Below are 23,633 nucleotides of genomic sequence, written 5' to 3' on the forward strand. Positions count from 1 at the left end.
GTTCTGAAAATAAGCGACGATGATTTTTCACAGCTCTGCTGTCAGCTGTAACTGTTGAATAAAACCTGCCCGATACCCATAAATATCCTGGCCTTTCCCCTTTCGGGCTAATTCAGCCAGAGACTGCCAGCTAAATGCCGATAATGACTGATGATTACGCAACTTCTGACCATATCCGGCAACAGCAGCCGCAAAATGGAAATCCTGACTACAGCTCTGTAAAAGCTGGCAATTTCTATCTGCACGAACGGCTAATGCCTGTTCCTGACTGTTACCACCTTGCTGTATTTTATAACGTAATCGAATATAGCCAAGCTCAGTATTATCAACCATGTTATAACGATCATCAGATGACTGATAACGTAATGCATGGGTAGATGGCTGGTCCTGTAAAATCAATTCATACAGCGCAGTAGCAGTCTGGCCCGCGCCAACCTCACCAGCATCAGTTCGCTCATCTAAAAATGCTTCAGCTTCCAACTGGCGGTTTTCATAACCAATTAAGCGGTAACTTTGTACAACGGCCGGATTAAACTCTACCTGTATCCGGGCATCCCATGCCAATGTATGAAAATTAGCCGCCATTTGCTCAATCAGTACTTTACGCGCTTCCTGAAGTGAATCGATATACGCAGCATTACCATCTCCCGCATTACTTAAGGTTTCCATAAGATGATCGTTATAGTTACCCTCACCAAAGCCCAACACACTCAGACTAACGCCTTGGCTCCGCTGCTCACTTATATAACGTTCCAACTCCTTTACACCGGTCATACCTAGATTAAAATCACCATCGGTAGTGAGTAAAACTCTGTTTACGCCCCCTTCAATCAGATGCTCTACTGCAGTGCTATAGGCCAGTTTTAAACCACCTTCACCATAAGTACCACCACCTGCATCCAAAGCATCAATCGCATTTAGAATTTTTCTCCGCTGATTACCGGGTGTAGCATCTAATACTTGTCGTGCGTTACCGGCATAAGTAATCAGGCTTATTTTGTCGTGTTTATTCAATTGTTTGACTAAAAGTTTTAGCGATTGTTTAACCAATGGGAGTTTCTTAGCACTCGACATCGAACCTGATACATCCACCAAAAATACCAGATTAGAACCTCTGTCACTGTTCATATCCCGGGCTTTCATAGCAACTTTCAGCAAGCTTGCTTTTGAACTCCAGGGACTGGCACCCAGCTCATACTCAAGAGATAAAGGTGTTGTTCCTTTAGGTTGTGGATAATCGTAGCTAAAGTAGTTCACCAACTCTTCTGTACGTACGGCATCTACCGGCGGCAAACGTCCCTCATTAATAAAACGTCGTACATTTGCAAAACTGGCAGTATCCACATCCAGGCTAAACGTACTTAATGGACGGGATGCTGGAGAATGCGACTGATTATTTTCGAATCGCTGATAATTTTCTGTAGAGATACCCGGCACCATCACTGGCATATAGGTACTATCAGCCTGCAGGCTGCGCTTCCCCATCTTAGATAGCAGTTGAACCTGCGGCTCTTGCAAAACCTCCGCAGAAGTTTCGATTTTCTTCTCAGATTGTTGGTACTTTTGCTGAGCACAACCAGCAATACCCGTAATAACGACCGCCGAAACCGCCAGTGCCAAATGTTTTGTTTTAACCGACATACTGAATTCCTCACATAAAGTATTTGCACCTATGCTAGGTTTTCAGCAAGCTATGTACTGATACCAGTTCAAGACAAAAACGGGCTTCTGATTCTTATAGTTTTATGTTATGGCAAATTTATACAGTAAAATTCATCGCCTCAAAGCCCAGGGCTGGACCTGGGACGAATTTCTTCAGCAGATAAGTTTAATTTATCCGCCAGGCATCGATGAAAAAACACTCTATGGGCTATATCGTCACCCCCACAGAAAAGCCTCACGCCATATTCGCCAAATATTAGAGCAATTACACGATCAGTGTTTTCCTTCCCCTTTCCCATCATCTGCTGAAGCCCTGATTGGCCTGTATAACCGACAGGTAAATAACCCTAAACAACCAGACCTTACTGCAGACCAGATGGCATTAAGCGCGTACTTAACAGAGGCATGTCAATATGGCCCCCTGCTCTATCGAGCACGCCTTTACTGGCTTTCAGCGAACATCCAGCTGGATCAGCTAAGTGTATTCCGTAAAAATGGTAAGCATGAACAGTTAAATCTGGCACAACAGCAGGGTATTAAAGATTATCAACAGAGCCTTTCCCTATTAGAAGAAGCAATCCTCACAACTAAAACTGGCGCCTCTATAGATGTATTCACGCTCTATAAGTTACGCCAGAATATGCTGGCCTGTTATCTGAATGCTTTATCGCCCGAACAACGAAGTGAAAGTAAAACCTTGCTTGAGTATCTTAAGGTCTGTGATTTTATTAACAGCACCAAACAAGTACTCGAGTCAGAACCCTATCAGTGGCTACTGGCGCGCAACGGTTTACGTTTTAGCTCACTGACGCAGAATGCACAGGATTGCCAGTGGTTTTACAGGGCACTGTGTACAGCGAACAAGGCTTTCAAAAACTTGAATTACAGTCCTGAAAATACTCCGTCTATTGCCAGCAGTGTTGAATTTCATTGGGCAATTGAAAACGCTTTAGACCTTTCAGACTTTTAAAGGGATTACTTATGTCACCTATTCGCCTGCTTATCGCTTTTATCATCAGCTTACTTCTGATCAGCTGTGCCGTTAACTATCAACAAGAAACACCTGTTAGTAAGCAGGAGAGTAGACAGGAGAATAAGCCGGCAGCCAGCAGTATAGAGTCAGAAACCAGGGAAGAAGCACAGGATGCAGTCGAACCTTTATTAAAACGGGCACCAGCTGATGAGGACGATGATATGTTACGTCTTGATTAGAGATTCAGACATCAAATCCAGAAGCGGCCGGGCGGCGCTTCTGAATCTGCTGAAAAATGAGGAGCCTGTCAGTAAGGCTTATAGCTCATCGATACGACGGCGCAGCTCGTCTACTTTACGGGAAACAACTTTCTCAAGGTGATCCAGCTCTTCAATAAGATGCTCTTTCTTATCTTTAGCTTTCTTCTCGCCTGCCACCAGCTGATCCAGCTCAGCAACAGCTTTCAGAAAATATGGAGAAGCTTCGGTTGTGTCGCGAAAAGGTACAAAACCGCTATCTGTAGGCACTGCTTTATGCGCCCGTTTAAACTTAAACTTCTTGCTCTTAGCCATCCACTCGCCCTGATGGCGATGCAGATAAATCTTCAGCACATCGATATCATTCTCGATGCGGGATGAGTAACGCTGGATCTCATACGGATCTTCGATACCCATTTCTTTCAATGTTGGAAATTTCTCAGCAGACATCACACCACTCCTTGTAAAAAATTGACAAACCTGGCTCATTATAGGGCAGTCTTAAATAATTCTTAAGAGAGTATTTCTAACCAATGACCCATAATGAGTTCATCTTTATTCACAATCCCATTACCTATGCCAAAATATCGATAAGTAAATCATCACTTACCCCAAGATACCCTTTATTTATGAGGTTCCGGCAGATAAGTAAGGTATTGCAGAAGTAATGGAAAATCAATTCCCCACTTATCATGAAGCGCTTCTTGCTGATTCTTCAGGCTATCTAAGGATACAAAAGGCATACGCCGGCAAAACAACACAACATTCTCAAACGTATCCATATGAAATACGACTACATGTGAAAAATATTGGCGTATTTCCAGTAAAATCTGTAACAGATGCGCCTGATTATCAGGCATAAGGTTCACTGTCAAAACACCTTCATAGCTGACTTTCTGCTGTAAATCAGCAATGAAAACCGGATCATTAATACATTCAGCCATTTTTTTATATTCAAACAAATCAACCATTACTAAACCGTAACACTGTTGACTATTTGCGACATATTCATCTGCACTCTCAAGACAGACCTTTACACTTTCCGGCAACGAAAAATACTCTTGTACTGACGCCAGCAATTCAGCATTTAACTCAACAGCCGTTAACTGCGAGCCTGGCAGTTTATATGACAAAAATCGTTCAAATGCAGCGCCTCCCATTCCTAAATTAAGAATACTATCAGGTAGTTCCCCCATCACAATTGCCATCAGCATGGCCTGCGAATAAGGAAATACGGGATACCATGGTCGATTCAGATCAACGGCAGCCTGCACGTGCTGATCACTGAAGCGAAGCCAGCGATAGCCTTCCTGCTGATATATCGAATAACCGTGATCTACAGAAACTGAGCGATACAACAACTCACCCGCCGTAAACAGCCTCTTATATTCAACATTTGAAATAAACATTTATCTGAGTAACTCTTTTTCATTCACAGGAATAACACACCGAATACCATTCGAACCATATAAATCAGGATTACCTGTAATCGGTTTAGCAAACCGGTTAGATACTCTGTGAGCGTCAGGCTTCTCATCCCAGGATCCGCCTTTAATCACTTTTCTATTTCCCTCAGGAGGGCCTGTTAACACACCGTTCCCATAATACTGACGATGGGCGTCCGTCTGATACCAATCCATCAGCCATTCGCTGGTTCCACCAATCATATCGTATAAACCATACTGGTTAGGTGGGAAGCTGCCACGGGGCCAGGTCAGATCTCGCCAGCAGCCATCAGTCTCAGTATCAGCTTTACCAGCCACAAAAGGATCAATTACCGCCCTGGAACAATCCACAACCTCACGTCCCCAGGGAAATTCTGTAGTGGCACCATCCCTTGCTGCCCACTCCCATTCAACATCATATGCAAGTCGAGCTCCCTGCCACTGACAATATTGCAAAGCCTGCTTCCAGTTCACACAATTCAGAGGGTAATTATCTCTGCCTGGTGCCCCATAATTACAATAATGGGTGCGCAGATAACTGAATGGTTTCGAACAAACACCCTCTTCAACGCAAGCATGATATTCAGCGACTGATACTTCATGCGAACTCATCCAAAAACTTTCAACCCGTACACTCACACCGCCAGCAGGACCCTCATCGGTATCACAACGAACATCTCCAGCAGAGCAACCAAGTTGATAATGACCTCCCGGAACCAGAACCTTATCGAAAGATGCCCCTGAGCTAACAGGCACTGTAAACAATACGGAAATAGCTAACAAAGCAGTTAAATATTTATAAAGTAACTGATACATAAAGCCCCCGATGATAATCATATACATACTGACATAGCCGATATTGAACAGGCTACAACTGTGGATTAACGGACATAAAAAATGGTGTACTGCACATAGGAATACATGCCCAGCACTTTTATATTCCGGGCATACATTAACTCCGCAGGTAATACGTCATGGAAACCCCAGCACAAGATGGCTTAATCCACTCTTTAAGTAACTACAATCTCGAAACCACTATAAGCCGCCTGGAATCACTGATCGCTGAGAAAGAAATGCAGATTATAGCTAAGCTAGATCATGCCGCATCTGCACAAAAAATAGGTAAAGAACTTCACCCAACAACTTTACTACTCTTTGGCAATCCTTATGCTGGAACACCACTCATGCAAGAGATTCAGACGATAGGAATCGATTTACCGCAGAAATACCTGATCTGGGAAGATCAGGAAAAGAAGGTATGGATAACCCATAATGATCCTGTGTATATGTCTGCGCGACATAATATCGAAGATAATGAAGCCATACTGAAAAAGATAACGGCTGCATTACAAACAATCGCAACGGCAGCAGGAAATTAGCAGGAATTAATTAGCTGGGGATCAGTCTTACCTACAAAGCAGATGAACAAAGATACTTATGACTGATTCTTCAGCATTATTAACAACTCGAACAGTTAGATATACATTCCTGGCAATGATGTGGATTGCACTGTCTGGTTGTAGCAGTTTTAATCAACAACCTTCTGATAACACGACACATGGTGAGATCTATACCGCACTCTATAGCTATCCAGTAAACGATCAAGAATACAGCCCCTTTAAACAGGTACGCGCACATTTCATCGTTAAGAAACCACCGACACTTGTCTTCAGGGTACTTAGCGATCTGCAGCTAACACCTTCATGGTTCAGCTATTTACGCACGCTGGATACGCTTGAAATTTACTCACCAAGAAGCTTTCTAACCCGGGCAACACTTGAAAGCCCATGGCCTTTTTTACCCAGAGACCTGATTAGCTGTGTAACAACTCACTTCGCAGAGCAGCAAATAACCATTAAGCTTAAAGACTGTTACGATAAATACCCACTGCAAGAACGCAGCTTGCGGATAACCGCTTCTGACTCACAATGGATTATCACTAAGCTTGGGGAAGATACACGAATTGAATACCAGGCCTGGACTGACCCAGGTGGTAACGTCCCTGCGTTTGTCTATAATTCTCTGCTTATAGACACAACCCAGGAAACTTTGAACAAATTAAAACAAATAATCAACGCCCGATCATTATCAGACTATAGCTACTGAGAACGACTAGTTCTCAGGCTTAAAACTAAAAAATGGCATCGCCCTGCTGATCAATCATCTGCCGTGCTTTACGCACCATCTCATCCCTACAAGCTTCAGCAGAAGGTAACAAATCGGCCCTAACGAATGTATGCGATTGCTCACCTTTCACAATCTGTCCATAGATACGATACTGACTACCCTCTTCCTGCGGAGTCGGAATGATTGTATAACCTTCATATTCAATAGGCGTAAAGCTTTCAAACTTAGGTTGCTCTGGTACAGAACTACCTGAAAATATTGATTTCAAAGCTGAAAAAAGACTCACACTACTCTCCTAATTATCAATAACAGGCTTTACACCTAAATAATCGTTACCATACTCCGACACTAGATAAATAGTATTTTATGGTTATTTTTTGTCGCTTATAAAACACTGCTACTACTTAAAATACGTATCAATCAAAGAACATGGTGCTTTAAAAACACTATAAAACTTTCACTTTACTGAGAAAGAGTTAAAAAAATTCCGCGACTTAAAAATATCTAAAACTAATGCTACCATTATCCCCAGCAGCAGCCCCGATAAACTACTAAAAAGTAAAACAAGGAACTTTTTAGGTTTCACAGGTCTATCGTCAGAAATAGCAGGATAGACAATTAATGCTGGAATAATTTTTGAAGAATCTATCTCTATACTTAACAATTGTTTTTGCCGCAAACGAAGCTCTAATAACCCTACTACAAATTTCTCGCTTTCACCGCGAGAAGATAACACACTTATTTCAGTTTCTAATGAGTTACTACCTTGTTCATATAGGGATCTTAAATCACTAATTATATTTTCATTCTGTTTATTACCAATAATAAACACACCAGTTTCTAAAGGCTGTACCAATCCAATAGTTTTAGCCACATCAAGAGCCTCTTTTAACCTTATCAACTCCATTTCAAGCAAGCCTAAATAATTCTGTAGGCGAATACTTGCTTCATATGAAACCATTTCATAGCGCAATTTTATTTCTGCATTTAAACTTGAAATCAACCTTTCTCGAGTATAATCTATCGTAAGCTCCGCAAACTCACCAGCCCATTTAGCAGACAAATTTGCATCGCCTGTCTGAAAGACGATATTAACTTTCTGGTTACTTCCATATACTTTTATGGATTTTTCAAATGCAAGCCAAGCATCACTCTCATTCTTATTACTTTCAATAAAGTAGTTATAAACATCGTCTCTTCTAAAAAATTTTCGTTGAAGCTCATTTGAATTAGAAAAACTCAAAAACTTAGAAAAAACATACTCAGAATCCACGCTTTTTATAATAGAGTTTTCATCAACTTTATCAACACCATCATTTAAAATAAAATCAAATCTATTTAACTCAAAAATTTCTTCTTCGTTTGGAGGAGATAAATATACAGATCCATTATAAACAGAAGGTACAAGTAAAATATATAAACCACCAGAAAGAGCACCAACTAACATACAAAGTATAATTATTATTCTTAACTTCCAAAGTTTTTCAGCAAGCTCAAAAAAATCAATCTCATCATCAAATCGTTCAGATTTAACGGTACTCATAAATATTATCCTTTATAGCAAGTCAACGAAACAATAAAATCAACATATTACATCTCAATATTTTTACTGTCTTGAAGCCAATCAACTAAATGAGTAGACGGTGTATAATCCGAAACAATTTGTTGTAATATATTTCTAGTTTTCAATGTATCCCCATTGTCCATGGAGAAAACTAATTGATCTAATAAGCTTTGCAAATAATCATGTGCAAGATAGTCTTCTTCAGCCCGTAATATTTTTTTATGACTAGTACCTGAAACATTATCACCAATTAAAAGTTCTTCATATAACTTTTCACCTGGCCTTAACCCGTTATATATAAGCTCAATGCCGCCGGAAGAAGAATCGGATCTCACTTCAGCTCCCATCAATTTAATCATTCTCTCAGCTAACTCAGTAATCTTTACAGGCAATCCCATATCAAGAACAAAAACATCACCACCACTAGCCATTGAACCCGCTTGTATTACTAAGCTTGCAGCTTCAGGAATTGTCATAAAAAAGCGCGTTATTTCAGGATGTGTGACCGTTACAGGTCCTCCACTCTCAATTTGTTTTCGGAAAAGAGGTACTACAGAGCCAGAAGAACCGAGCACATTACCAAAACGCACCATTGAGAAGATAGTCCCATTTGATCTAACAGCAAGATCTTGCAGTATCAGTTCAGCAAGGCGCTTTGATGCGCCCATTATATTCGTTGGTCGGACAGCTTTATCCGTAGAAATAAGAACAAATCGCTCAACCTTATTATCTCTAGCCGACTCAGCTATGGTTTTCGTACCAAGAGCATTATTAGTAATTCCTTCAAAAATATTATGCTCTACCATAGGCACATGCTTATAAGCTGCAGCATGATAAATAGTGTTTACAGAAAACCTTCTAATCACCTTCGATATACGTACTTTATCAAGTACAGAGCCCAAAACTGGGAATATTAATAAATCAACCTCCTCTTTAGCTAGAAGTTCGATCAACTCCTGCTCAATCTTATAAAGAGAGTATTCATTCATTTCGTATAAAACTAAAACTGAAGGGTTAGCCCTAATTGCCTGACGACATATCTCTGAACCTATTGATCCTCCTGCCCCACTGACCAAAACGACTTTATCAGTGATGCTTTCTTGTAGTAACCCGTCATCTGGTGGAACCTCATCACGCCCTAAAAGATCTTCAATCTCAATTTCTCGCAAGCTATCTAGCGATTCCCCTGAAATAATTTCAGGCATTGATGGCATAGTCTTTACATGTACAGGAAACTCTGCAATTCGCTCTAAGATAAGCTTTCTTTTCGCATGAGTTATTTCAGGTAGTGCAAGGAGTATATGAGTAATTTTATAGTCATCAATTAAATCTGAAAGGCGAGCCGGATTATAGACAATATATCCATTTACAGTCCCTCCCCAAAGAGTTTTATCATCATCTAGAAAACCTACAGGAAAATATTCGGCCCCACTACTTAATGCTGTTGTTAATTGAACTCCCGAGCCTCCTGCACCATAGACTAGAACATTCCGTCTCTCTAGATAATGTTTTAAAAGCCAATGATAATAACTACGAACTAATAAACGTGATCCGCCAACATATACTAAAGCAACCAAAGCAAATATAACCGGAACCGAGCGTGGAAAAGCCTGAATAGTCAACAACTCAGAAGCAGCCCATAATAAAATAGCTAATATTGCCACTCCTTTGGTAACAGCAAAAATAGCCTGCGCACCCATAAAGCGAACAACAGCACGATAAAGCCCAAGCTTCATAAATAATAAAACACCAACAAACGGCATTAAAATAAAAAGCCATACAGCCTGAAATAAATATGCTTCTGGCCACCAATCAGCAAGTCGCAAGGCATAACCAGACCACAACGCAAACGGAAGAGCTATTATATCTGCCAAGACCATTACCGCTTTCTTAAAACTACGCTTTAAGGTTAAAACACGATAATGAGACGGAGATGAATGCTGAGCAGTGAACTTGTCCATAAACTCTATTAATAATAAATAATAAATAATAAATAATAAATAAATTTACATCAAATCAAAAAAAAATTCGCTATCCTTTCACTCTATCACCACTTCCTTTTCCAATAACCGTCAACAGAATATACTTAAAATACTTTTTCAAGGTCATTGTTCTAATCATCTCAGAGTCGATCGCTGCCAACAGTTCAGGCGTAGACATATCAATCTCATTTATCTGCGCAAGTCCTGTTATACCAGGTCGCACAGCATAAACATTGTGCTTATCACGCGATGAAATTAATTCAGTTTGATTAAAAAGCCCCGGGCGAGGTCCTACAAGGCTCATTTCACCAACGAGAACATTCCAAAGCTGTGGTAATTCATCCAGCTTCGTTTTACGCAAGAAACGACCAAACTTAGTTATCGAAGAAATATTTGCTAAATGCGTTGCAACTGAAGCAGTATCTTTTTTCATTGTACGAAATTTAACTAAGGTAAACGGCTTCAAATTTTTTCCTACTCGCTCCTGCCGATAGATCGGTGAACCAGTATCAAACAAACCAACCAACGCAAGCAAAAGTAATATTGGAAAACCACACACCAACCCTATAAGCGAAAGTAAAAAATCAAATAAGCGAATCACATCAACACCTTATCTATGTAAGCTTGTTTTAGGAGAAAAACCTGAACGCAAAGATGATTCGCTAAAACATCTCGCTAACCCTTCCTCTACACTAATCGGCGGCTCCCAACCTAATAAGTTTCTGGCTTTAGAAATATCAACTTGCAGAGAACCTAAAAGCCGCTGTGCTATAGCTTTTTTACCTATTATTGTCGCTATCAGCAGTATTAATAACTCAGGCACCGAGATCAAACGTGGAGACTTGTCCATCGCATTGGCCACTGCCCGGAGTAGCTCAGTAGTAGACATATCATGACCATCTCCCGCCAAAAACACCTGATCAGCCGCTGCTGGATGATCTACACATGCGATAATAAGATCAACCAAGTTATCCAGTGCAACTAATGAGCGCTGATTATGGACAGAACCTAACGGAATCGGCAAACCTTTTGCGACTATCTTTATTAGACTGGCAAAATTACCTTTTACTCCTGGACCATACACTAGTGGAGAACGAATAATCACCACTTCCATTCCCGTCTCAATAGCTAGCTGCCGTAAGCCCTGTTCAGCTTCCCACTTAGAAAGACCATAGGCATCCTCCGGTGCAGGTATATCTTCAGCTGTAAACGGTTTACCGCACTGTGTCTGTTCACCATTGACTTTGATAGAGCTTATAAAAATAAAGCGTTTAACACCCGCTGCGGCAGCCTGACGAGCAAGGCTTATTGTTCCTTCGACATTAACCTTACGGTATTCAGCTAAAGGATCAGTCACCTCGTCTTTCATTATATGAGCACGAGCTGCTGCGTGAATAAGGACTTTTTGACCAGCGAGAGCAGAAGACCAATTGGTACTAATATCTAGCCCCTGTACTTCAAATACGCGCCCCCCACATACTTGGACGGGTTGTCTTACAGCTACGCTCAAATTTAGATCAGCTTTAGATTGCAAAGTTTCTGCAAGTCGACTTCCTAGAAAACCAGTAACTCCTGTTAAAAATACATTCATTAAAACAATCCCAACAGCACTAATAAAAATAGCACGACTTGATCACGAGGCCTGCGACGTAGTTCGCGAATATTAGTCAGCAAAAATTTACGCGTAATACAATAACCAGGTGCCCCCAGCACAACTAACTCAGCAATAGTGGCAACTTGTTCTCGATACCATTTATCTTTAACCTTCAATAATCGTTTTAGATATGCTTTACAATTATTATTTGTTCCAACTTGATTACTAGAATGTTGTCGATATAGCATCAGAGGTTCGTCATCTATAAACCATAAAAATTTTGCTTGCCGACAATACGCATAGAGTAACCAATCATGTAAAGTAACCTCATTACACGATAGATAGTTTTCAGATACAAACCTCTTTACTTCAGAAAATGCATATGCCGAGAACACATAGGTACAACCCGGTCCGGCCGCCTCAAACAAATAGTCATACTTTCGTTGTGGGTAAGATTTTTTAATCAACTCCGTCCGTCCATCTTCCCAAAAGGCAGTGACGTCACTTGAATAAACATCACAGATCCCAGAAGATATCCTAGACCAGGCTGTAACTAACTTATTATCCAGCCAAATGTCGTCCTGATCCGCGAACGCTATAAGATCAAAGGCCTCAGTACTTACGTCTTTAATTAATCGAAAGAAATTTCTCCCCGCCCCTCCGAACCTCTCCCCATAAGGAAGAACTTTGATTCGCTCATCCTTCTCGCTCCGACGCTGAACTATATCTAATGTTGAATCACTGGATAAGTCCACACTGATAAACAGAGTAATTTCAACACTCACTTGGTCAAGTATTGTATCTATTTGTTGGCTTATCCAATATTCGCCATTATAGGCTGCCATCAATACCGCGCAATGAGGGATCTCTCCGGTAAAATCTCGAGATGCTTTCTGAATACTCACCGGGAAAGCATACCTCTCACCAAATCATCAATATTTGTACTCCAGCTACTGGCTTTAATCCTAAAGATTTCAAAGATTTTATCCGATGAAAGCACCGAATTCTTAGGTCTTGTTACTGCTGTAGTATATTCTTCAGAAAACATACTCCAGTAAGAACGTGCGGTTTCCAACAAATGATAAGTGCCTAGAATATTCGTCTGCATAAAATCAGCAAAGCCATCAATCGAACGGCCTACATGACTTTCGGTCACAAGACGCATAATTATATCCGGCCGAAAATCCACAAAAATATCATCCCTCACCTGCTTGCCATAGATATCTGCCTGCACAAACCGATATCGCTCTGAGTCTGCAACGGAAGCAACCGAATCCAGATTACCGGCATAGGTGAGCTTATCCAGATTGAGCACTTGGTAATCAGTGTGATCAATTAAATAACGAATAACTGCCGACCCGATAAAGCCTGCGCCACCGGTAACGATGATGTTTTTCATTTCAACCTCAAAAATATCGAAGGGTTATTTAATTCCGTTCGAAAATAACATAAAGGGCATGTTGCCGGAGGATCTTTCCTAGAACTGGTGTGTTAACAGGCATATAAAAACTATTTACAGGAGAAAACCCAAAAGAAACAAAAACCTCTACTAAATTCTCCCATCTATAAAACACCTTATGATCTGGATCAGAATTAAAACCTTTCAAACACGGTACTCCAACTATCACCGTAGCTCCTTTCGCTGTAATTCGTTCAAATTCTGACAACAGCTGTGATGGTTCATCTATGTGTTCAATTACATTATCCAATATAATCGTTTCAAAAAAACCGTTTTCAAAAGGTATAATTCCATTATTAATAACTGCTGATTTGAAGCCTTTCTGTTGACAAAACTTGACATTATTTTCGTTAATATCGACTCCATGAGCATCAATGCGCCCATCACAGAAAGTTAGAAAATCACCTATTCCACAACCTACATCTAAAACACGACCACTACAGTATTTAATAAGCTTTGGATATAATAATAAATTTCTATATATTTTCCCTAGAAAACTTCTTTTAAGCAAGTACTCGTGGTATTCAGTATAGTTAGTCATTCTTCCCCTCATTTAAATTAAGTAAGCTCAAAAGCCCTTCAACTGATTTTTTTTGGGAAAAAGGCAGTGGTAATAAAGACTCATAACGATTTTGTTTATATTCATTTTTTAAAAAAGAAGACATTGTATCAACTAAATCATCGTCATTATTGAATAATGCACCATTAACTCCAGGAACAATCAAGTCACGAGCACCTGGAATATTTCTCATTATACAAGGGACGCCCAAGAATAAAGCTTCCATAACAGCTCGAGACACTCCCTCCGTCAAAGATGGCAAAACTAGAATATCAGAAGTACTTACAACTTCTAGTGGACTTTCGACAAAACCTAAGAAAGACACTATATCCTCCCCTCCAAGAGATTCAACAAGCTTCTTTAAGTCATTCTCCAAAGGGCCAGCACCAACGAGTATTAATTCTACATTTTTGTGTAATAATGCTAACTCGAGACCAGCTTTAATAAAAACATCAGGCTTTTTCAAAGATATTAATGAGCCAACGAAAACAAATCTAAAACTTTTTCTTTCTGCTAACGGCTGCCTATATTGAACTACTCTTTTTTCATCGAGAAAATTTGGCATATGATATATATCACATGTTAAACCATCTGAAATGGTTTTTTTACGCATATCTTCTGTCATGATAAGAGCAAAATCGAGTCCAGAGATCATTTTATATTGAAGCCAGGCCAAACTTTTCCCTAAAATACCAAATTTACTTCTATAAACGGAAGATAAGTCGCCTCTAATACTACTAATACGAATGTTATTATTTTTGGTTAGAAAATTAACAAAATCCGCCGAAAAACAAAAAGAAATAGAAATCAAAGAAAAATTAAGACTAACAGAAGTTATAAACTTCTTATACGCAAGAGCATACATTAATGGTGATTTAGATGGTCCTAAATTAATGTAATCAACCCCTGCATCTAACAACCAATGCGCTTCTCCCCCCTTCAAGCTCACTACTGTCACATCGAAATGCTTAGAAAGCTCGTTTGCTAACGCACAAGCCCCCCTAACAGGACTTTCAACTACTAACGCAGGAATAACTATCACAAAACGGATTGGTAAGTTAGCTGCTAATAACATTACAAATTGCCCCTGCCCGTTTATCCCACGTATGTTCTGACCTAAGCTGATTAAAAGCATTTTGTGCCAGTTCAAACCGCTGTTGTTCACACCGACGCAACTCTTGCAAGGCATTATTCCATGCTTCGATATTATCAGGAGAAACTAAGAGACAATTCACATTATCTTTTAAAACTTCTCTAAGAACAGGCAAATCAGACGAAATAAAAGGAGTACCACTCCCCATGTATTCAAACATTTTCATTGGAGACATCCAACGCACCGTATCACGTTCACCTGCCCCAACACTTACATTCTTTTGATAGGGCATGAGAAGGCAGTCTGCAACCATTGTGTAACGGGAAGCACGTGAATGAGAAACATGTCCAACAAACTTAAGATTAGGCAAGACAAATGTTGATTTACAAACAATCAAATCCTTTTCAGTTCCCCCAACAACAAAAAAACCTATATCTGGATTAAGCTCAGCAAGTTTAGCTACAACGTCTATACCTCTACCCGAGTAGAGATGGCCTACATAACCGACTAAAAAACGCCTGTCTGTTTGCGCTCCAAACAGCTCTTTCCGCAAGTCTAAGCTCTCTTCTTCACTACAATAATCTTCAAAAATATCTGCAGCGTCGTGCAATACCGTAACCTTATTCGCTGCAACGTTATAAATATCACAAATCACACTTTTTAATGCTTTAGATATTGCTACAAGATGAGCTTTTGAGGAGCAAACAGCTAACTTTTGTATACCCCCTCTAAATCCTTTTTCAATATCATGTAGTTCATATGCAACACGCTTTCGGCCCAAGATCGCTAGCAGAAAAGCAGCATAAAGATTTCTAGTATAGACCCGCTTCACCTCCCTCCTTCTAAATAATCCTTCAAAGAATACACAGAAAAACGAATAAAGAGCTATTTGGAGAGTAGCACCACGCACACTACCTAGCCAAACTCTCCTAAGCCGAAGGTTTTTACCAAAACTACCATAATGTTCACAAAGATGCTGTAGAAGGTCTTCCGTACTTAACGGGCTGCAAACATACAACTCCACAGACTCATTTTTTTGAGATAATGCAGCGGCCTGCCTTGCCACATGGACTGAATTTGCAGACACACTCGGATAAACCGAAGCTGATATATAAACAATAGAATTTCCTGACATTTACCAGATCCCGTATGGCTGAAGCCTATCTAAAACAACAAAATTAACATAACCAAAAAACAGCGAAAAACCAAAAACAAGAAGTGAACTAACTCCCCCTTTCCCTCTTAAAGCCATAATAAGATAAACTAATAAGATGGCCTCCAAAGGAGAAAAGACTGCTAAGCTTCGATATGAAAATATACCAAAATCTCTCAATAAAAAGCCTACCGACAAACCAAATACATACAGATCAAAAAACAGTCTTGAGAAACCAAACTGGCTAAAAATAAACTCCCGTCGCATCCAGACAGCTAAGACAAGAAAAAACCCGTATACAAAACGTAAATAATCTACACCTTCCAGTGCTGATGCGTAATTAGACCTTAAATATGACTCAACAATTCCAGTCGTAAAATTTTCTAAGACCCAAGCAGGAAGGCCAGTTAAACTTAAAGTAAAGAAAAACAACAAGAAAAAAACAGGCCAATTCGTAAAACATCTGCGTAAAACAACAGCAACGAGGCCTAAGATAGCAACGTAATGTACTGCTACCGCTGCAACCAATCCCCACCAACCTCCAACTTTCGATCCCGAATATAATCTTACCGCACTCAAAAGAACAATCGCTGTTGATAAGTTCATTCTCAAACCAGACATTGACGTAATAAATATACTATTTGCAAACAAGAGCAATAAAACCCAATTACGGGGCACATCCAATTTCTTCAATAATATAAATATACATATCCATGTCACAGCAGTCGTTATAAACAAAACAGACCTTTCAGGCAAAGAGAATTCATTAACAAACGTGTTAATGGCCCACATATACGGGCCTTTCTCACCAAAAGTTCCAAATTGATGGAAAAAACTATACACACCATCACTAAATGGTGGATATTGCTGGACCAATCTAGAGTACTCATCTTCATTAGAGCGTACGGCTAACATAATCGCGACAACGAAAAGAACCACTCCTCCTGATCTTTTAACTAAAATAAGAATAAGACCAATAAAGACGATAGCTAAAAAATATTCCGAATTTAGCATAAACTAATTGGTATATCCTACACCAGGAAATGTTTGACACCCCCACTCGTCAGCATCTGTGTAACCCAGAAAAATTGAAGATTTTTGAATAGTCAGCATTCTAAACCAACTATCCCATAGATCAGATTCATCCCAATCACGCTGATAGATAGTCCAATGTGTCTTAATCGTTTTGTGCTTCGGGTTTAATAGAAAAATGAAATATTTTGCCCGCTCAAAAAAAACCCCCACCTCACGAGCAGATAAAACATGAGAAATCCGGCGAAACAATCCATTAAAATTGAAGTTATTATAAACAGACTCACCAAAACCGCCGTCATTATTTTGTTCATTGAGCAGTGTGGTCAAAAGGCGATTCAACGCGACTTCCTTAATATTAAAATTTAATTTAGAGAAACAAAGCATAAAAGTAGCATCATAGTCATAACAGCCTCCTCCTCCAGGATAAGGAGCAAAATGTCCTTTATTATCCATACAAGCCAAAATACTTTTAGACCTTATTAAATCATCACCAAGATCATAACCAGCCCATTGATAAATCTCGTATTGATGATAACCATTTTGAAACTCTAAATAAGGACGGATAGCCTTCGACCAAAACCCCCTTTCATTGAGGTGCGCAGCATGGAAGGAAAACCACTTATCAAGAGCATATGAAGTCTCTTTACTAGAGTTGCCGCTAGCAAGTAAAACCGCTTGAAACATAGCTAAATTGCCGCTGCCCGCCACTCCTTCATGCACACCCATCCTGCATAGATGTGTATCAAGGTCATCCACTTGAAGATCACTAACAACGGATAACAACCGCTTAAGATACTCTTTATCCAGAATGTTCAAAACTGAAAGAGAAAAACACAATAATTGAAGAAACGGCTTCCCAGAAGTATTAGTTTGCTCGTTTTCATAATGACTAACCGCAACCTCAAAAACCCTTTCAGCAACCCCATCAATATCGACTAAGTCAAGACGTTGAATAGTATTCGCCGCAAAAACATAAAAACAACGGGCATAATCACTACACTCAGATTTTTGTGTTAACTTAACGTTAAGCCCTTTATCTTTAGTTACCGACCGAAGAAAAAACGCTAACTTCTCTCTAGCGTTAAAAATCTGTTTCTGAATTAAAACTTTATTTTCTGAAGACATTAAATAAAGGCCTCTCAATATATAAAACATATAAATAAGCTAGTAATAACAATAATAGCCATGATAAAGCCAGTACCGGATACGTAAACGGCTCTGCAGTAGAAAGTCTTGAAACGCCCAATAGCAAAACAGCCACGTATGCGCATACCCAATGCAACAAATAGATTGGATAAGCCATATCACCAATAGTTTTAAGCCAATAAGACCTCAAAGGAGTTGTCGAATCAATCGAGAAAGCGACAAAAACAATCCCTCCCATTAAAGGAGCGGAGAGTAAGGTTCCAAGAGTAGCACTCACCTCATAAACAACAAAAAGTATAGAAGCAGAAACAAATACGCAGCAACCAAACATCATATAAAGCCACCGTATTCCTACCTTTATCGCTGGTAAATAAGAAAGAAACGCACCAATAGCATAAGGAAAAAGGCTAACCAATAAAAAACTATATAGAAACTGACTTGCAAGAATAACATCAACGTCTAATACAACCCTTACCAGCAAATAAACCAATACTATCAAAACAGATAAAAACGCTATAACTAAGACGCATCTAAGCTTAGATGTAAGTAAAAAGAAACCTACAATCCACATCAAAAACTCTACTTCAAGAGCCCAAGAGGAAGGGCTAAGCGAGCTATCGATACGACCAACACCAAAAGTAGTAGTACCTATAAGAAAAATATTAGAAAATATTTCTCGAAACGTTTCGGGTATGCTGAGTGATTGATTTATAAATTCTGGATTTGCTTTAGAGCCAAATAGATAGATAACAATCATGGCAAAAAAAATGCTAGCAATGTATGAAGGATAAATTCGCATTACACGCCGTTTTATAAATACTAGAAAGCTAGCATCATATTGAGACCTTTTGTTTATGCTCTTAGTTATCAAAAAACCTGACAATACAAAAAAGCCCCAAACGGCAGGAGCAGCAATAAACTCTACTTTATGTAGATGACCTAACACTACAAAACAAGCAAGGAAAAATCTTAAAGAATCTAACATTGAAAGATACTGACCTTTTTAAGAAACAAATCTTTAAAAAATAGGAGAAAGCCAAATAAAAAGTAAAAAAACAATAAAAACAATTTAACTAATAATTTTTCACCAAAAAAACCATTTATGAAAAAGAAAAAAATCATAAAACTAAAACCGAACAAAAGTATGATTTTTTTATAAGAAAGATCTCTAAAAAAATCCCAAGACCCCAGCTTGGACGATTGCGCAACAAATAATAACTGTAACAACAAACGAACAATAGTAAAAAAACCTAGCACAAGAACATTCAACTTAGGATCATCAAAAGCGGTCACAATTAAAAATATGGCTGCTGAGGATATAGCTAAAGACAATAAATCAAAGCGGACAGCAAGCCAGTGCTTTCCTTCACCTAACAAAGCACTTCTTAATATTAAACTTGGAGAGCCTAAAAAAAATAGAGCAAAGAGGATCACTAAGCTCCAATACATATCTAAAATAGTTTTTCCGTCAAGATTACTATACGAAAGCCAAAGGTTTAAAATGTCAGAACCAAACAGAAGCACAAATGAATATACAAGTCCTGCAATAAAAACACAGCTTTCAATGGCTTTATTATAAAATGACAATTTCTTCTCTTTTGACTGATCACGAAGTGAAGCTGAAGCAGGTACAACCACTCTAGCAATCGAGCCTATAAAAGGAGTCAAGGCCAAAAAAATAAGAACCGGTATGCCTATAGCAGCCACGTTCTCCAGACCAAAATAAAATAATGTAAGATATACAGGTATTTGACGTGCAACCAGTGTAATATTTGATATAACAAATGATGCAGATGTTGTCGATAAAAGTACTGACAAATAGTTTTGAAAGTTGGACATTGATATTTCAATGCTTATGCCAGATTTTTTTAATGCATATATCAACTGAGCTATTGAAATCACAAGAGGTGGTAAAAAATATCCTATAACAAGCCAGACAAAACTATCTGTAATAGACAAAGCTATAAATACAAAAGCTAAACGTGATGCATAAACTAAAATATTAAACTTAGCTAACAGATCAAATCTGTGTATACCTGAAAAAATACCATTTGCAAGTTGAAAAGGTAATGCAGCTAGAACTAACACAGCCATTACAATGAAAGAATCAAGGTCCTCAAAATGATCATTATTTCCTTCCAGTACAACTTTATAATCGAAGCTCAGCAATAACAGAATAACTATAATTGCCAAGCACGATATACCAATAGATATAATAAAGCTTGATGACACAAAGAGTCTTTGTCTATAGATCGAAGTCGTTGCAGGAAGTAATCGAGCTAATCCTGACGAAAACCCAAGATCTAATGAACCAAGCAACTGTGAAACTTGCAGAATTAATACCCAGAGACCAACTTGCTCAAGTGTAAACTTTGCCATGAGTACTGGATAAAGAACCCCCATCATTAACAGCAATAGGATTCGTCCTATCCAAAGAGCAGCAACGTTATGAACCGAACGACGAGAATATTGGGCCGAGTTACCCACCTAACTGCAACCTTTTATCGACACCAAGTTCAATTGCTCTTTTTAATAAATAATCCGCTAGTAAGCTATACTGTTTATCTACATCTACTTTCACACCGTCATTTAATGAAACTCTACCTGGTTTAGCCAACAAATCAGTATATAAATTAACAGGAACAGAAGACTCAACAACGCTTGACATATATTGCATTAGTTTAGAATTATCACAGACAGGATTTTTCAAGACGGAAGTAATAACTTTCGATAAATTACTGTAGTTCTCTACTAGTTCAATACCCATAGAATCAAATGAAGCATAGGCAGGCGTTCCTAGCACAAGTGATTTTTTCCCCAAAATTGCCGCCTCTAAACAGGTACTACCAGATACTCCAATCACCAACTCTGATTTCTGTACAATAAAGTTCGTTGGCATATTAATCGGAGCCATCTTTACATTAGGTAACTCGAAAAGGCTCTTGTAATATGATACAGGCCTCATCCCCTTACTCCGAGGATGTTCTTTAAAAATCAATGAATAACCTATAGGCAAAGATTGAGATATGTAACGAACTAACTCGATTTGATTCTGGAATGCACGGCCAAAAACCTGAAGCGACACTTCAGGTTCATAATGCATTGGGTAAAAAATAAATTTACCATCTGAGTTTTCAATATCTACAAGCTTATCATTAAAAGTCTTCAGAGTTTTATTCCAACGAAGTGGATTTATAATACGCTGGTACACATTGAGTGCAAAAGAATCGATAGCTTGTGGATCGTATTCTTGATTAGTTATGAGTATTTTCATTTTCTGAACGAATGCGCGAATTATAAAATACAAGTTACTTACGTAGGCACTCTGCCCTGAAGAATCACTCAGCACCCCTTCATAAATAAGACCACTTTCATTCACTTTTTGTTTATAACTTTCCGCTACTTTACGACTTTCTTCACTTATCGTTTCGGGGGTATTAAATCTATCAACTAGGTGTGTTGATGGTTGAATCATATCATCATTAAGCGATATATAATTTTCAATTTTCGTAGCCTTCAACAACAAATACGATATAGATCTAGCTTTAGCGAATCGATATGCCAAGTAATCACTTATCGTTGATGACCCAAAGCCAAGCACTAGGTCTGGTTGAAACTCTATAATTAGTTTATCAATTGACTTCAAGTGCTCTTGTAGAATAATTTTCTTCTCAGTGTTGCTAAATTTTGAAGAATAATCCTGCGTATATTTACAATGTTTTCCCATAAAAACTCTACGATCTGCAATTACTGCATTCCACAGAGTAGGGTCACCAATTTCTAACTCATATTCATTAAGTAATTTTTCATCTATCTTTTTTAAATTAATATCTTTATATAAGTCCCACTCTTTCACAATAAACTTTTGATTTATAAATTCAGGAGGAGACCAGGATGCAAAAACTCGAGAGTCACAAATAAATGCGCCAACTTCAAGCTTTTCAGTTAAAAACTGCATGGCCTGAAGAATTTTAGTAGCTACTTTTAAATTATTTCCCTGAGTGACTATTAATACTTTCAAGGTAATATGCCTAATCGATCTAGATCTAATTTATTTTCTGTGTATATTCTTCGAGCTGCATCAAGGTCATCTACTTCATCAATATCGACTTCAAAATTTGGGTGTGATATTTTTAGCCCCCATGCATCATTTAGCTTTATAGTTCTCTGAGCTAAAAACTCTTTCGTTTTAAGTATATAAAATGCACCAGTATTAATAAGCTGAGGGTTACCATCAAAACGAACAAAAACTTCACTGCTATCATTTTCATCTTGGGACGTTATCGCATAACAAACATTCACGTTTGAATCAGATGCAGTAATACAATTAAGTGCTAACTCTAAATCTGCAGGTACTCGAAAAGGATGCGATGGCTGAAGCAACACCACATAATCAGGAAGAGATTCACCAACATATGTAGTCGTCAGGAAATGATATATCACATCTATATTTTTCACATCAGGATGCGACAGTTCCAACGGACGCTTAAGCGCTCGCCGCCCACCGCATTTTGTCACATGTGACAAAATACGGTCCGATTCTGAACTTACGTATACATTCCGGAATGATTTAACACATTTAGCAGTATTCATCGCGTAATCTATTAAACGGTGTTCACCAACAAACGCGAAATTTTTCTCCAAAATACGCTGAGAAGTCATTTTTGCAGGTATTAAAGCATCTACAATCATTCAGCCCACTCAAAACCAAATGATATTAAACTTCTTTTCAATTTATATTTCTCGCTATCAGATAAAGTACGATAAAGAGAATTAACATATTCATCACATACGCCACGAAGCATTAACATATACTTCTCTTCAGCACTGTGCTCTCCATTATCAGTTCTTGGCATTGACCTAGACAACTCTATTAATCGATGTTGTAACGTCAATGCAGCGTCAGAGCTTCCTTCTTTAAATAAACGATATAATTCAATAAAAGGCTCTGGAAAAACTGATGCTTCGCTTGTCGTATGAGCTTCGGCTCCCATTGATAGCATCTGAAATAACTGGCCACCTCCTGCGCCAATCACATCAAAAGATTCTGATTTATGCAGTAAAGCACCTGTTAACTCAGACAAGTTGTAGCCTCCGATTTTCATTCCACCAACATTCGAATGCTCTTTTACAACGGATATTACATTATCGCTGAATGGCTTTCCCCGCTTCGGGTTATGATATAACCAGACTGGCCAAGGAAGCTCATCTGCGAGTGTCTCTATAAGATTAATTAAGCGACTATCCCCCATCTTAACGTCATAAGGCAAAACATGAAGTCCATGAAAATTACAACCGTCCAGCTGAGACGCATACTCAAGAATATCAGGAATAGAAGTCAAACCTGTTCCCATAATTACCGGAACCCGGCCATTCACCGACCGATCTATTTCACGCGCAACTTCAACTTTCTGACGAAAAGACATATTTATATCTTCACTTGCAGACCCCAATGACCAAAAACCGCCTACACCGCGATCGATCAAAAAATCAGATAAGTTATGTATTCCATCAACATCAGGCTCTGACTTAGCCGTCATAGGTACAACTGTGACAGGGATTATTCCTTTTAGCATTAACTAAG

General features: G+C 38.8%; 25 protein-coding genes. 4 read left to right on the plus strand and 21 right to left on the minus strand.

Going from position 1 to position 23,633, the window contains the following annotated elements:
* Window positions 1–27 precede the first annotated feature (27 nt).
* On the minus strand, window positions 28–1,641 hold the full coding sequence (locus OCU49_RS20120) for a vWA domain-containing protein (RefSeq protein ID WP_261842334.1): 1,614 nt from the start codon (window positions 1,639–1,641) through the stop codon (window positions 28–30).
* Between the two features lie 109 nt (window positions 1,642–1,750).
* On the opposite strand from OCU49_RS20120, the gene OCU49_RS20125 reads away from it, so the two are divergent.
* Together OCU49_RS20125 and OCU49_RS20130 are read left to right on the plus strand one after the other, a co-directional pair.
* Entirely contained in the window at window positions 1,751–2,632 is an 882-nt protein-coding gene (locus OCU49_RS20125) for a hypothetical protein (protein ID WP_261842335.1), read from the plus strand.
* Between the two features lie 11 nt (window positions 2,633–2,643).
* Entirely contained in the window at window positions 2,644–2,874 is a 231-nt protein-coding gene (locus tag OCU49_RS20130; RefSeq protein ID WP_261842336.1) for a hypothetical protein, read from the plus strand.
* A gap of 78 nt (window positions 2,875–2,952) precedes the next feature.
* On the opposite strand, the gene OCU49_RS20135 is transcribed toward OCU49_RS20130, so the two are convergent.
* The 3 genes from OCU49_RS20135 to OCU49_RS20145 form a co-directional block, all read right to left on the minus strand.
* Window positions 2,953–3,342 (minus strand): DUF3461 family protein, encoded by a 390-nt coding sequence (locus OCU49_RS20135; RefSeq protein WP_261842337.1) that lies wholly within the window; start codon window positions 3,340–3,342, stop codon window positions 2,953–2,955.
* Window positions 3,343–3,515: 173 nt separating this feature from the next.
* Window positions 3,516–4,301, minus strand: a complete 786-nt coding sequence (locus OCU49_RS20140) for a class I SAM-dependent methyltransferase (RefSeq protein WP_261842338.1) — start codon at window positions 4,299–4,301, stop codon at window positions 3,516–3,518.
* A complete protein-coding gene (locus tag OCU49_RS20145) occupies window positions 4,302–5,153 on the minus strand; it encodes a formylglycine-generating enzyme family protein (protein WP_261842339.1) in 852 nt (283 codons plus the stop codon).
* A 158-nt stretch (window positions 5,154–5,311) separates the two neighbouring features.
* Between OCU49_RS20145 and OCU49_RS20150 the strand changes: the two genes are divergently transcribed.
* Together OCU49_RS20150 and OCU49_RS20155 are read left to right on the plus strand one after the other, a co-directional pair.
* Entirely contained in the window at window positions 5,312–5,716 is a 405-nt protein-coding gene (locus OCU49_RS20150) for a DUF302 domain-containing protein (protein ID WP_261842340.1), read from the plus strand.
* 58 nt (window positions 5,717–5,774) lie between these two features.
* Entirely contained in the window at window positions 5,775–6,443 is a 669-nt protein-coding gene (locus tag OCU49_RS20155; protein WP_261842341.1) for an START domain-containing protein, read from the plus strand.
* Window positions 6,444–6,468: 25 nt separating this feature from the next.
* On the opposite strand, the gene OCU49_RS20160 is transcribed toward OCU49_RS20155, so the two are convergent.
* The 17 genes from OCU49_RS20160 to OCU49_RS20240 all read right to left on the minus strand — a co-directional run bounded on the left by OCU49_RS20160 (window position 6,469) and on the right by OCU49_RS20240 (window position 23,625).
* Window positions 6,469–6,750: an HlyU family transcriptional regulator gene (locus OCU49_RS20160; protein WP_261842342.1), complete on the minus strand. Its 282-nt coding sequence runs from the start codon at window positions 6,748–6,750 to the stop codon at window positions 6,469–6,471.
* Between the two features lie 171 nt (window positions 6,751–6,921).
* Window positions 6,922–8,007 (minus strand): Wzz/FepE/Etk N-terminal domain-containing protein, encoded by a 1,086-nt coding sequence (locus tag OCU49_RS20165; protein ID WP_261842343.1) that lies wholly within the window; start codon window positions 8,005–8,007, stop codon window positions 6,922–6,924.
* Between the two features lie 47 nt (window positions 8,008–8,054).
* Window positions 8,055–9,989 carry a polysaccharide biosynthesis protein gene (locus OCU49_RS20170; protein ID WP_261842344.1) on the minus strand — a complete coding sequence of 645 codons (1,935 nt, stop codon included), beginning with the start codon at window positions 9,987–9,989 and terminating at the stop codon, window positions 8,055–8,057.
* A gap of 70 nt (window positions 9,990–10,059) precedes the next feature.
* Window positions 10,060–10,611 (minus strand): sugar transferase, encoded by a 552-nt coding sequence (locus OCU49_RS20175; protein WP_261842345.1) that lies wholly within the window; start codon window positions 10,609–10,611, stop codon window positions 10,060–10,062.
* 9 nt (window positions 10,612–10,620) lie between these two features.
* Window positions 10,621–11,601, minus strand: a complete 981-nt coding sequence (locus tag OCU49_RS20180) for a UDP-glucose 4-epimerase family protein (RefSeq protein WP_261842346.1) — start codon at window positions 11,599–11,601, stop codon at window positions 10,621–10,623.
* Window positions 11,601–12,509 carry a glycosyltransferase gene (locus OCU49_RS20185; RefSeq protein ID WP_261842347.1) on the minus strand — a complete coding sequence of 303 codons (909 nt, stop codon included), beginning with the start codon at window positions 12,507–12,509 and terminating at the stop codon, window positions 11,601–11,603. Before OCU49_RS20185 ends, OCU49_RS20180 begins: the two co-directional genes overlap by 1 nt.
* Window positions 12,506–13,003, minus strand: coding sequence for a GDP-mannose 4,6-dehydratase (locus OCU49_RS20190; RefSeq protein WP_336605350.1), 498 nt, complete (start codon window positions 13,001–13,003; stop codon window positions 12,506–12,508). The genes OCU49_RS20185 and OCU49_RS20190 overlap by 4 nt, the downstream gene beginning before the upstream one ends.
* Before the next feature lie 28 nt (window positions 13,004–13,031).
* Window positions 13,032–13,604, minus strand: coding sequence for a class I SAM-dependent methyltransferase (locus tag OCU49_RS20195; RefSeq protein ID WP_261842348.1), 573 nt, complete (start codon window positions 13,602–13,604; stop codon window positions 13,032–13,034).
* The gene (locus OCU49_RS20200; RefSeq protein ID WP_261842349.1) at window positions 13,597–14,697 is read right to left on the minus strand and encodes a glycosyltransferase; all 1,101 of its coding nucleotides are present in this window, start codon (window positions 14,695–14,697) and stop codon (window positions 13,597–13,599) included. The genes OCU49_RS20195 and OCU49_RS20200 overlap by 8 nt, the downstream gene beginning before the upstream one ends.
* Window positions 14,681–15,850 (minus strand): glycosyltransferase family 4 protein, encoded by a 1,170-nt coding sequence (locus OCU49_RS20205; protein WP_261842350.1) that lies wholly within the window; start codon window positions 15,848–15,850, stop codon window positions 14,681–14,683. The genes OCU49_RS20200 and OCU49_RS20205 overlap by 17 nt, the downstream gene beginning before the upstream one ends.
* A complete protein-coding gene (locus OCU49_RS20210; RefSeq protein ID WP_261842351.1) occupies window positions 15,851–16,882 on the minus strand; it encodes an EpsG family protein in 1,032 nt (343 codons plus the stop codon).
* Between the two features lie 3 nt (window positions 16,883–16,885).
* Window positions 16,886–18,028: a hypothetical protein gene (locus OCU49_RS20215; protein ID WP_261842352.1), complete on the minus strand. Its 1,143-nt coding sequence runs from the start codon at window positions 18,026–18,028 to the stop codon at window positions 16,886–16,888.
* The gene (locus OCU49_RS20220) at window positions 18,012–19,034 is read right to left on the minus strand and encodes an acyltransferase family protein (protein ID WP_261842353.1); all 1,023 of its coding nucleotides are present in this window, start codon (window positions 19,032–19,034) and stop codon (window positions 18,012–18,014) included. The genes OCU49_RS20215 and OCU49_RS20220 overlap by 17 nt, the downstream gene beginning before the upstream one ends.
* Window positions 19,028–20,536 (minus strand): MATE family efflux transporter, encoded by a 1,509-nt coding sequence (locus OCU49_RS20225; RefSeq protein ID WP_261842354.1) that lies wholly within the window; start codon window positions 20,534–20,536, stop codon window positions 19,028–19,030. The genes OCU49_RS20220 and OCU49_RS20225 overlap by 7 nt, the downstream gene beginning before the upstream one ends.
* On the minus strand, window positions 20,529–22,070 hold the full coding sequence (locus OCU49_RS20230) for a hypothetical protein (protein ID WP_261842355.1): 1,542 nt from the start codon (window positions 22,068–22,070) through the stop codon (window positions 20,529–20,531). Before OCU49_RS20230 ends, OCU49_RS20225 begins: the two co-directional genes overlap by 8 nt.
* Entirely contained in the window at window positions 22,067–22,741 is a 675-nt protein-coding gene (locus OCU49_RS20235; RefSeq protein WP_261842356.1) for a cytidylyltransferase domain-containing protein, read from the minus strand. Before OCU49_RS20235 ends, OCU49_RS20230 begins: the two co-directional genes overlap by 4 nt.
* A complete protein-coding gene (locus tag OCU49_RS20240) occupies window positions 22,738–23,625 on the minus strand; it encodes a dihydrodipicolinate synthase family protein (protein ID WP_261842357.1) in 888 nt (295 codons plus the stop codon). The genes OCU49_RS20235 and OCU49_RS20240 overlap by 4 nt, the downstream gene beginning before the upstream one ends.
* Window positions 23,626–23,633 lie beyond the last annotated feature (8 nt).

It is taken from the genome of Aliamphritea ceti, from assembly GCF_024347215.1.
In the GTDB taxonomy this organism is placed as follows: domain Bacteria; phylum Pseudomonadota; class Gammaproteobacteria; order Pseudomonadales; family Balneatricaceae; genus Amphritea; species Amphritea ceti.

Excerpts from the sequence above, each read along its gene's own strand:
- OCU49_RS20120 (WP_261842334.1), bottom strand. The coding sequence starts at position 1,641 with ATGTCGGTTAAAACAAAACATTTGGCACTGGCGGTTTCGGCGGTCGTT.
- OCU49_RS20125 (WP_261842335.1), top strand. The coding sequence starts at position 1,751 with ATGGCAAATTTATACAGTAAAATTCATCGCCTCAAAGCCCAGGGCTGG.
- OCU49_RS20130 (WP_261842336.1), top strand. The coding sequence starts at position 2,644 with ATGTCACCTATTCGCCTGCTTATCGCTTTTATCATCAGCTTACTTCTG.
- OCU49_RS20135 (WP_261842337.1), bottom strand. The coding sequence starts at position 3,342 with ATGTCTGCTGAGAAATTTCCAACATTGAAAGAAATGGGTATCGAAGAT.
- OCU49_RS20140 (WP_261842338.1), bottom strand. The coding sequence starts at position 4,301 with ATGTTTATTTCAAATGTTGAATATAAGAGGCTGTTTACGGCGGGTGAG.
- OCU49_RS20145 (WP_261842339.1), bottom strand. The coding sequence starts at position 5,153 with ATGTATCAGTTACTTTATAAATATTTAACTGCTTTGTTAGCTATTTCC.
- OCU49_RS20150 (WP_261842340.1), top strand. The coding sequence starts at position 5,312 with ATGGAAACCCCAGCACAAGATGGCTTAATCCACTCTTTAAGTAACTAC.
- OCU49_RS20155 (WP_261842341.1), top strand. The coding sequence starts at position 5,775 with ATGACTGATTCTTCAGCATTATTAACAACTCGAACAGTTAGATATACA.
- OCU49_RS20165 (WP_261842343.1), bottom strand. The coding sequence starts at position 8,007 with ATGAGTACCGTTAAATCTGAACGATTTGATGATGAGATTGATTTTTTT.
- OCU49_RS20170 (WP_261842344.1), bottom strand. The coding sequence starts at position 9,989 with ATGGACAAGTTCACTGCTCAGCATTCATCTCCGTCTCATTATCGTGTT.
- OCU49_RS20180 (WP_261842346.1), bottom strand. The coding sequence starts at position 11,601 with ATGAATGTATTTTTAACAGGAGTTACTGGTTTTCTAGGAAGTCGACTT.
- OCU49_RS20190 (WP_336605350.1), bottom strand. The coding sequence starts at position 13,003 with ATGAAAAACATCATCGTTACCGGTGGCGCAGGCTTTATCGGGTCGGCA.
- OCU49_RS20195 (WP_261842348.1), bottom strand. The coding sequence starts at position 13,604 with ATGACTAACTATACTGAATACCACGAGTACTTGCTTAAAAGAAGTTTT.
- OCU49_RS20200 (WP_261842349.1), bottom strand. The coding sequence starts at position 14,697 with ATGTTATTAGCAGCTAACTTACCAATCCGTTTTGTGATAGTTATTCCT.
- OCU49_RS20205 (WP_261842350.1), bottom strand. The coding sequence starts at position 15,850 with ATGTCAGGAAATTCTATTGTTTATATATCAGCTTCGGTTTATCCGAGT.
- OCU49_RS20210 (WP_261842351.1), bottom strand. The coding sequence starts at position 16,882 with ATGCTAAATTCGGAATATTTTTTAGCTATCGTCTTTATTGGTCTTATT.
- OCU49_RS20215 (WP_261842352.1), bottom strand. The coding sequence starts at position 18,028 with ATGTCTTCAGAAAATAAAGTTTTAATTCAGAAACAGATTTTTAACGCT.
- OCU49_RS20220 (WP_261842353.1), bottom strand. The coding sequence starts at position 19,034 with ATGTTAGATTCTTTAAGATTTTTCCTTGCTTGTTTTGTAGTGTTAGGT.
- OCU49_RS20235 (WP_261842356.1), bottom strand. The coding sequence starts at position 22,741 with ATGATTGTAGATGCTTTAATACCTGCAAAAATGACTTCTCAGCGTATT.
- OCU49_RS20240 (WP_261842357.1), bottom strand. The coding sequence starts at position 23,625 with ATGCTAAAAGGAATAATCCCTGTCACAGTTGTACCTATGACGGCTAAG.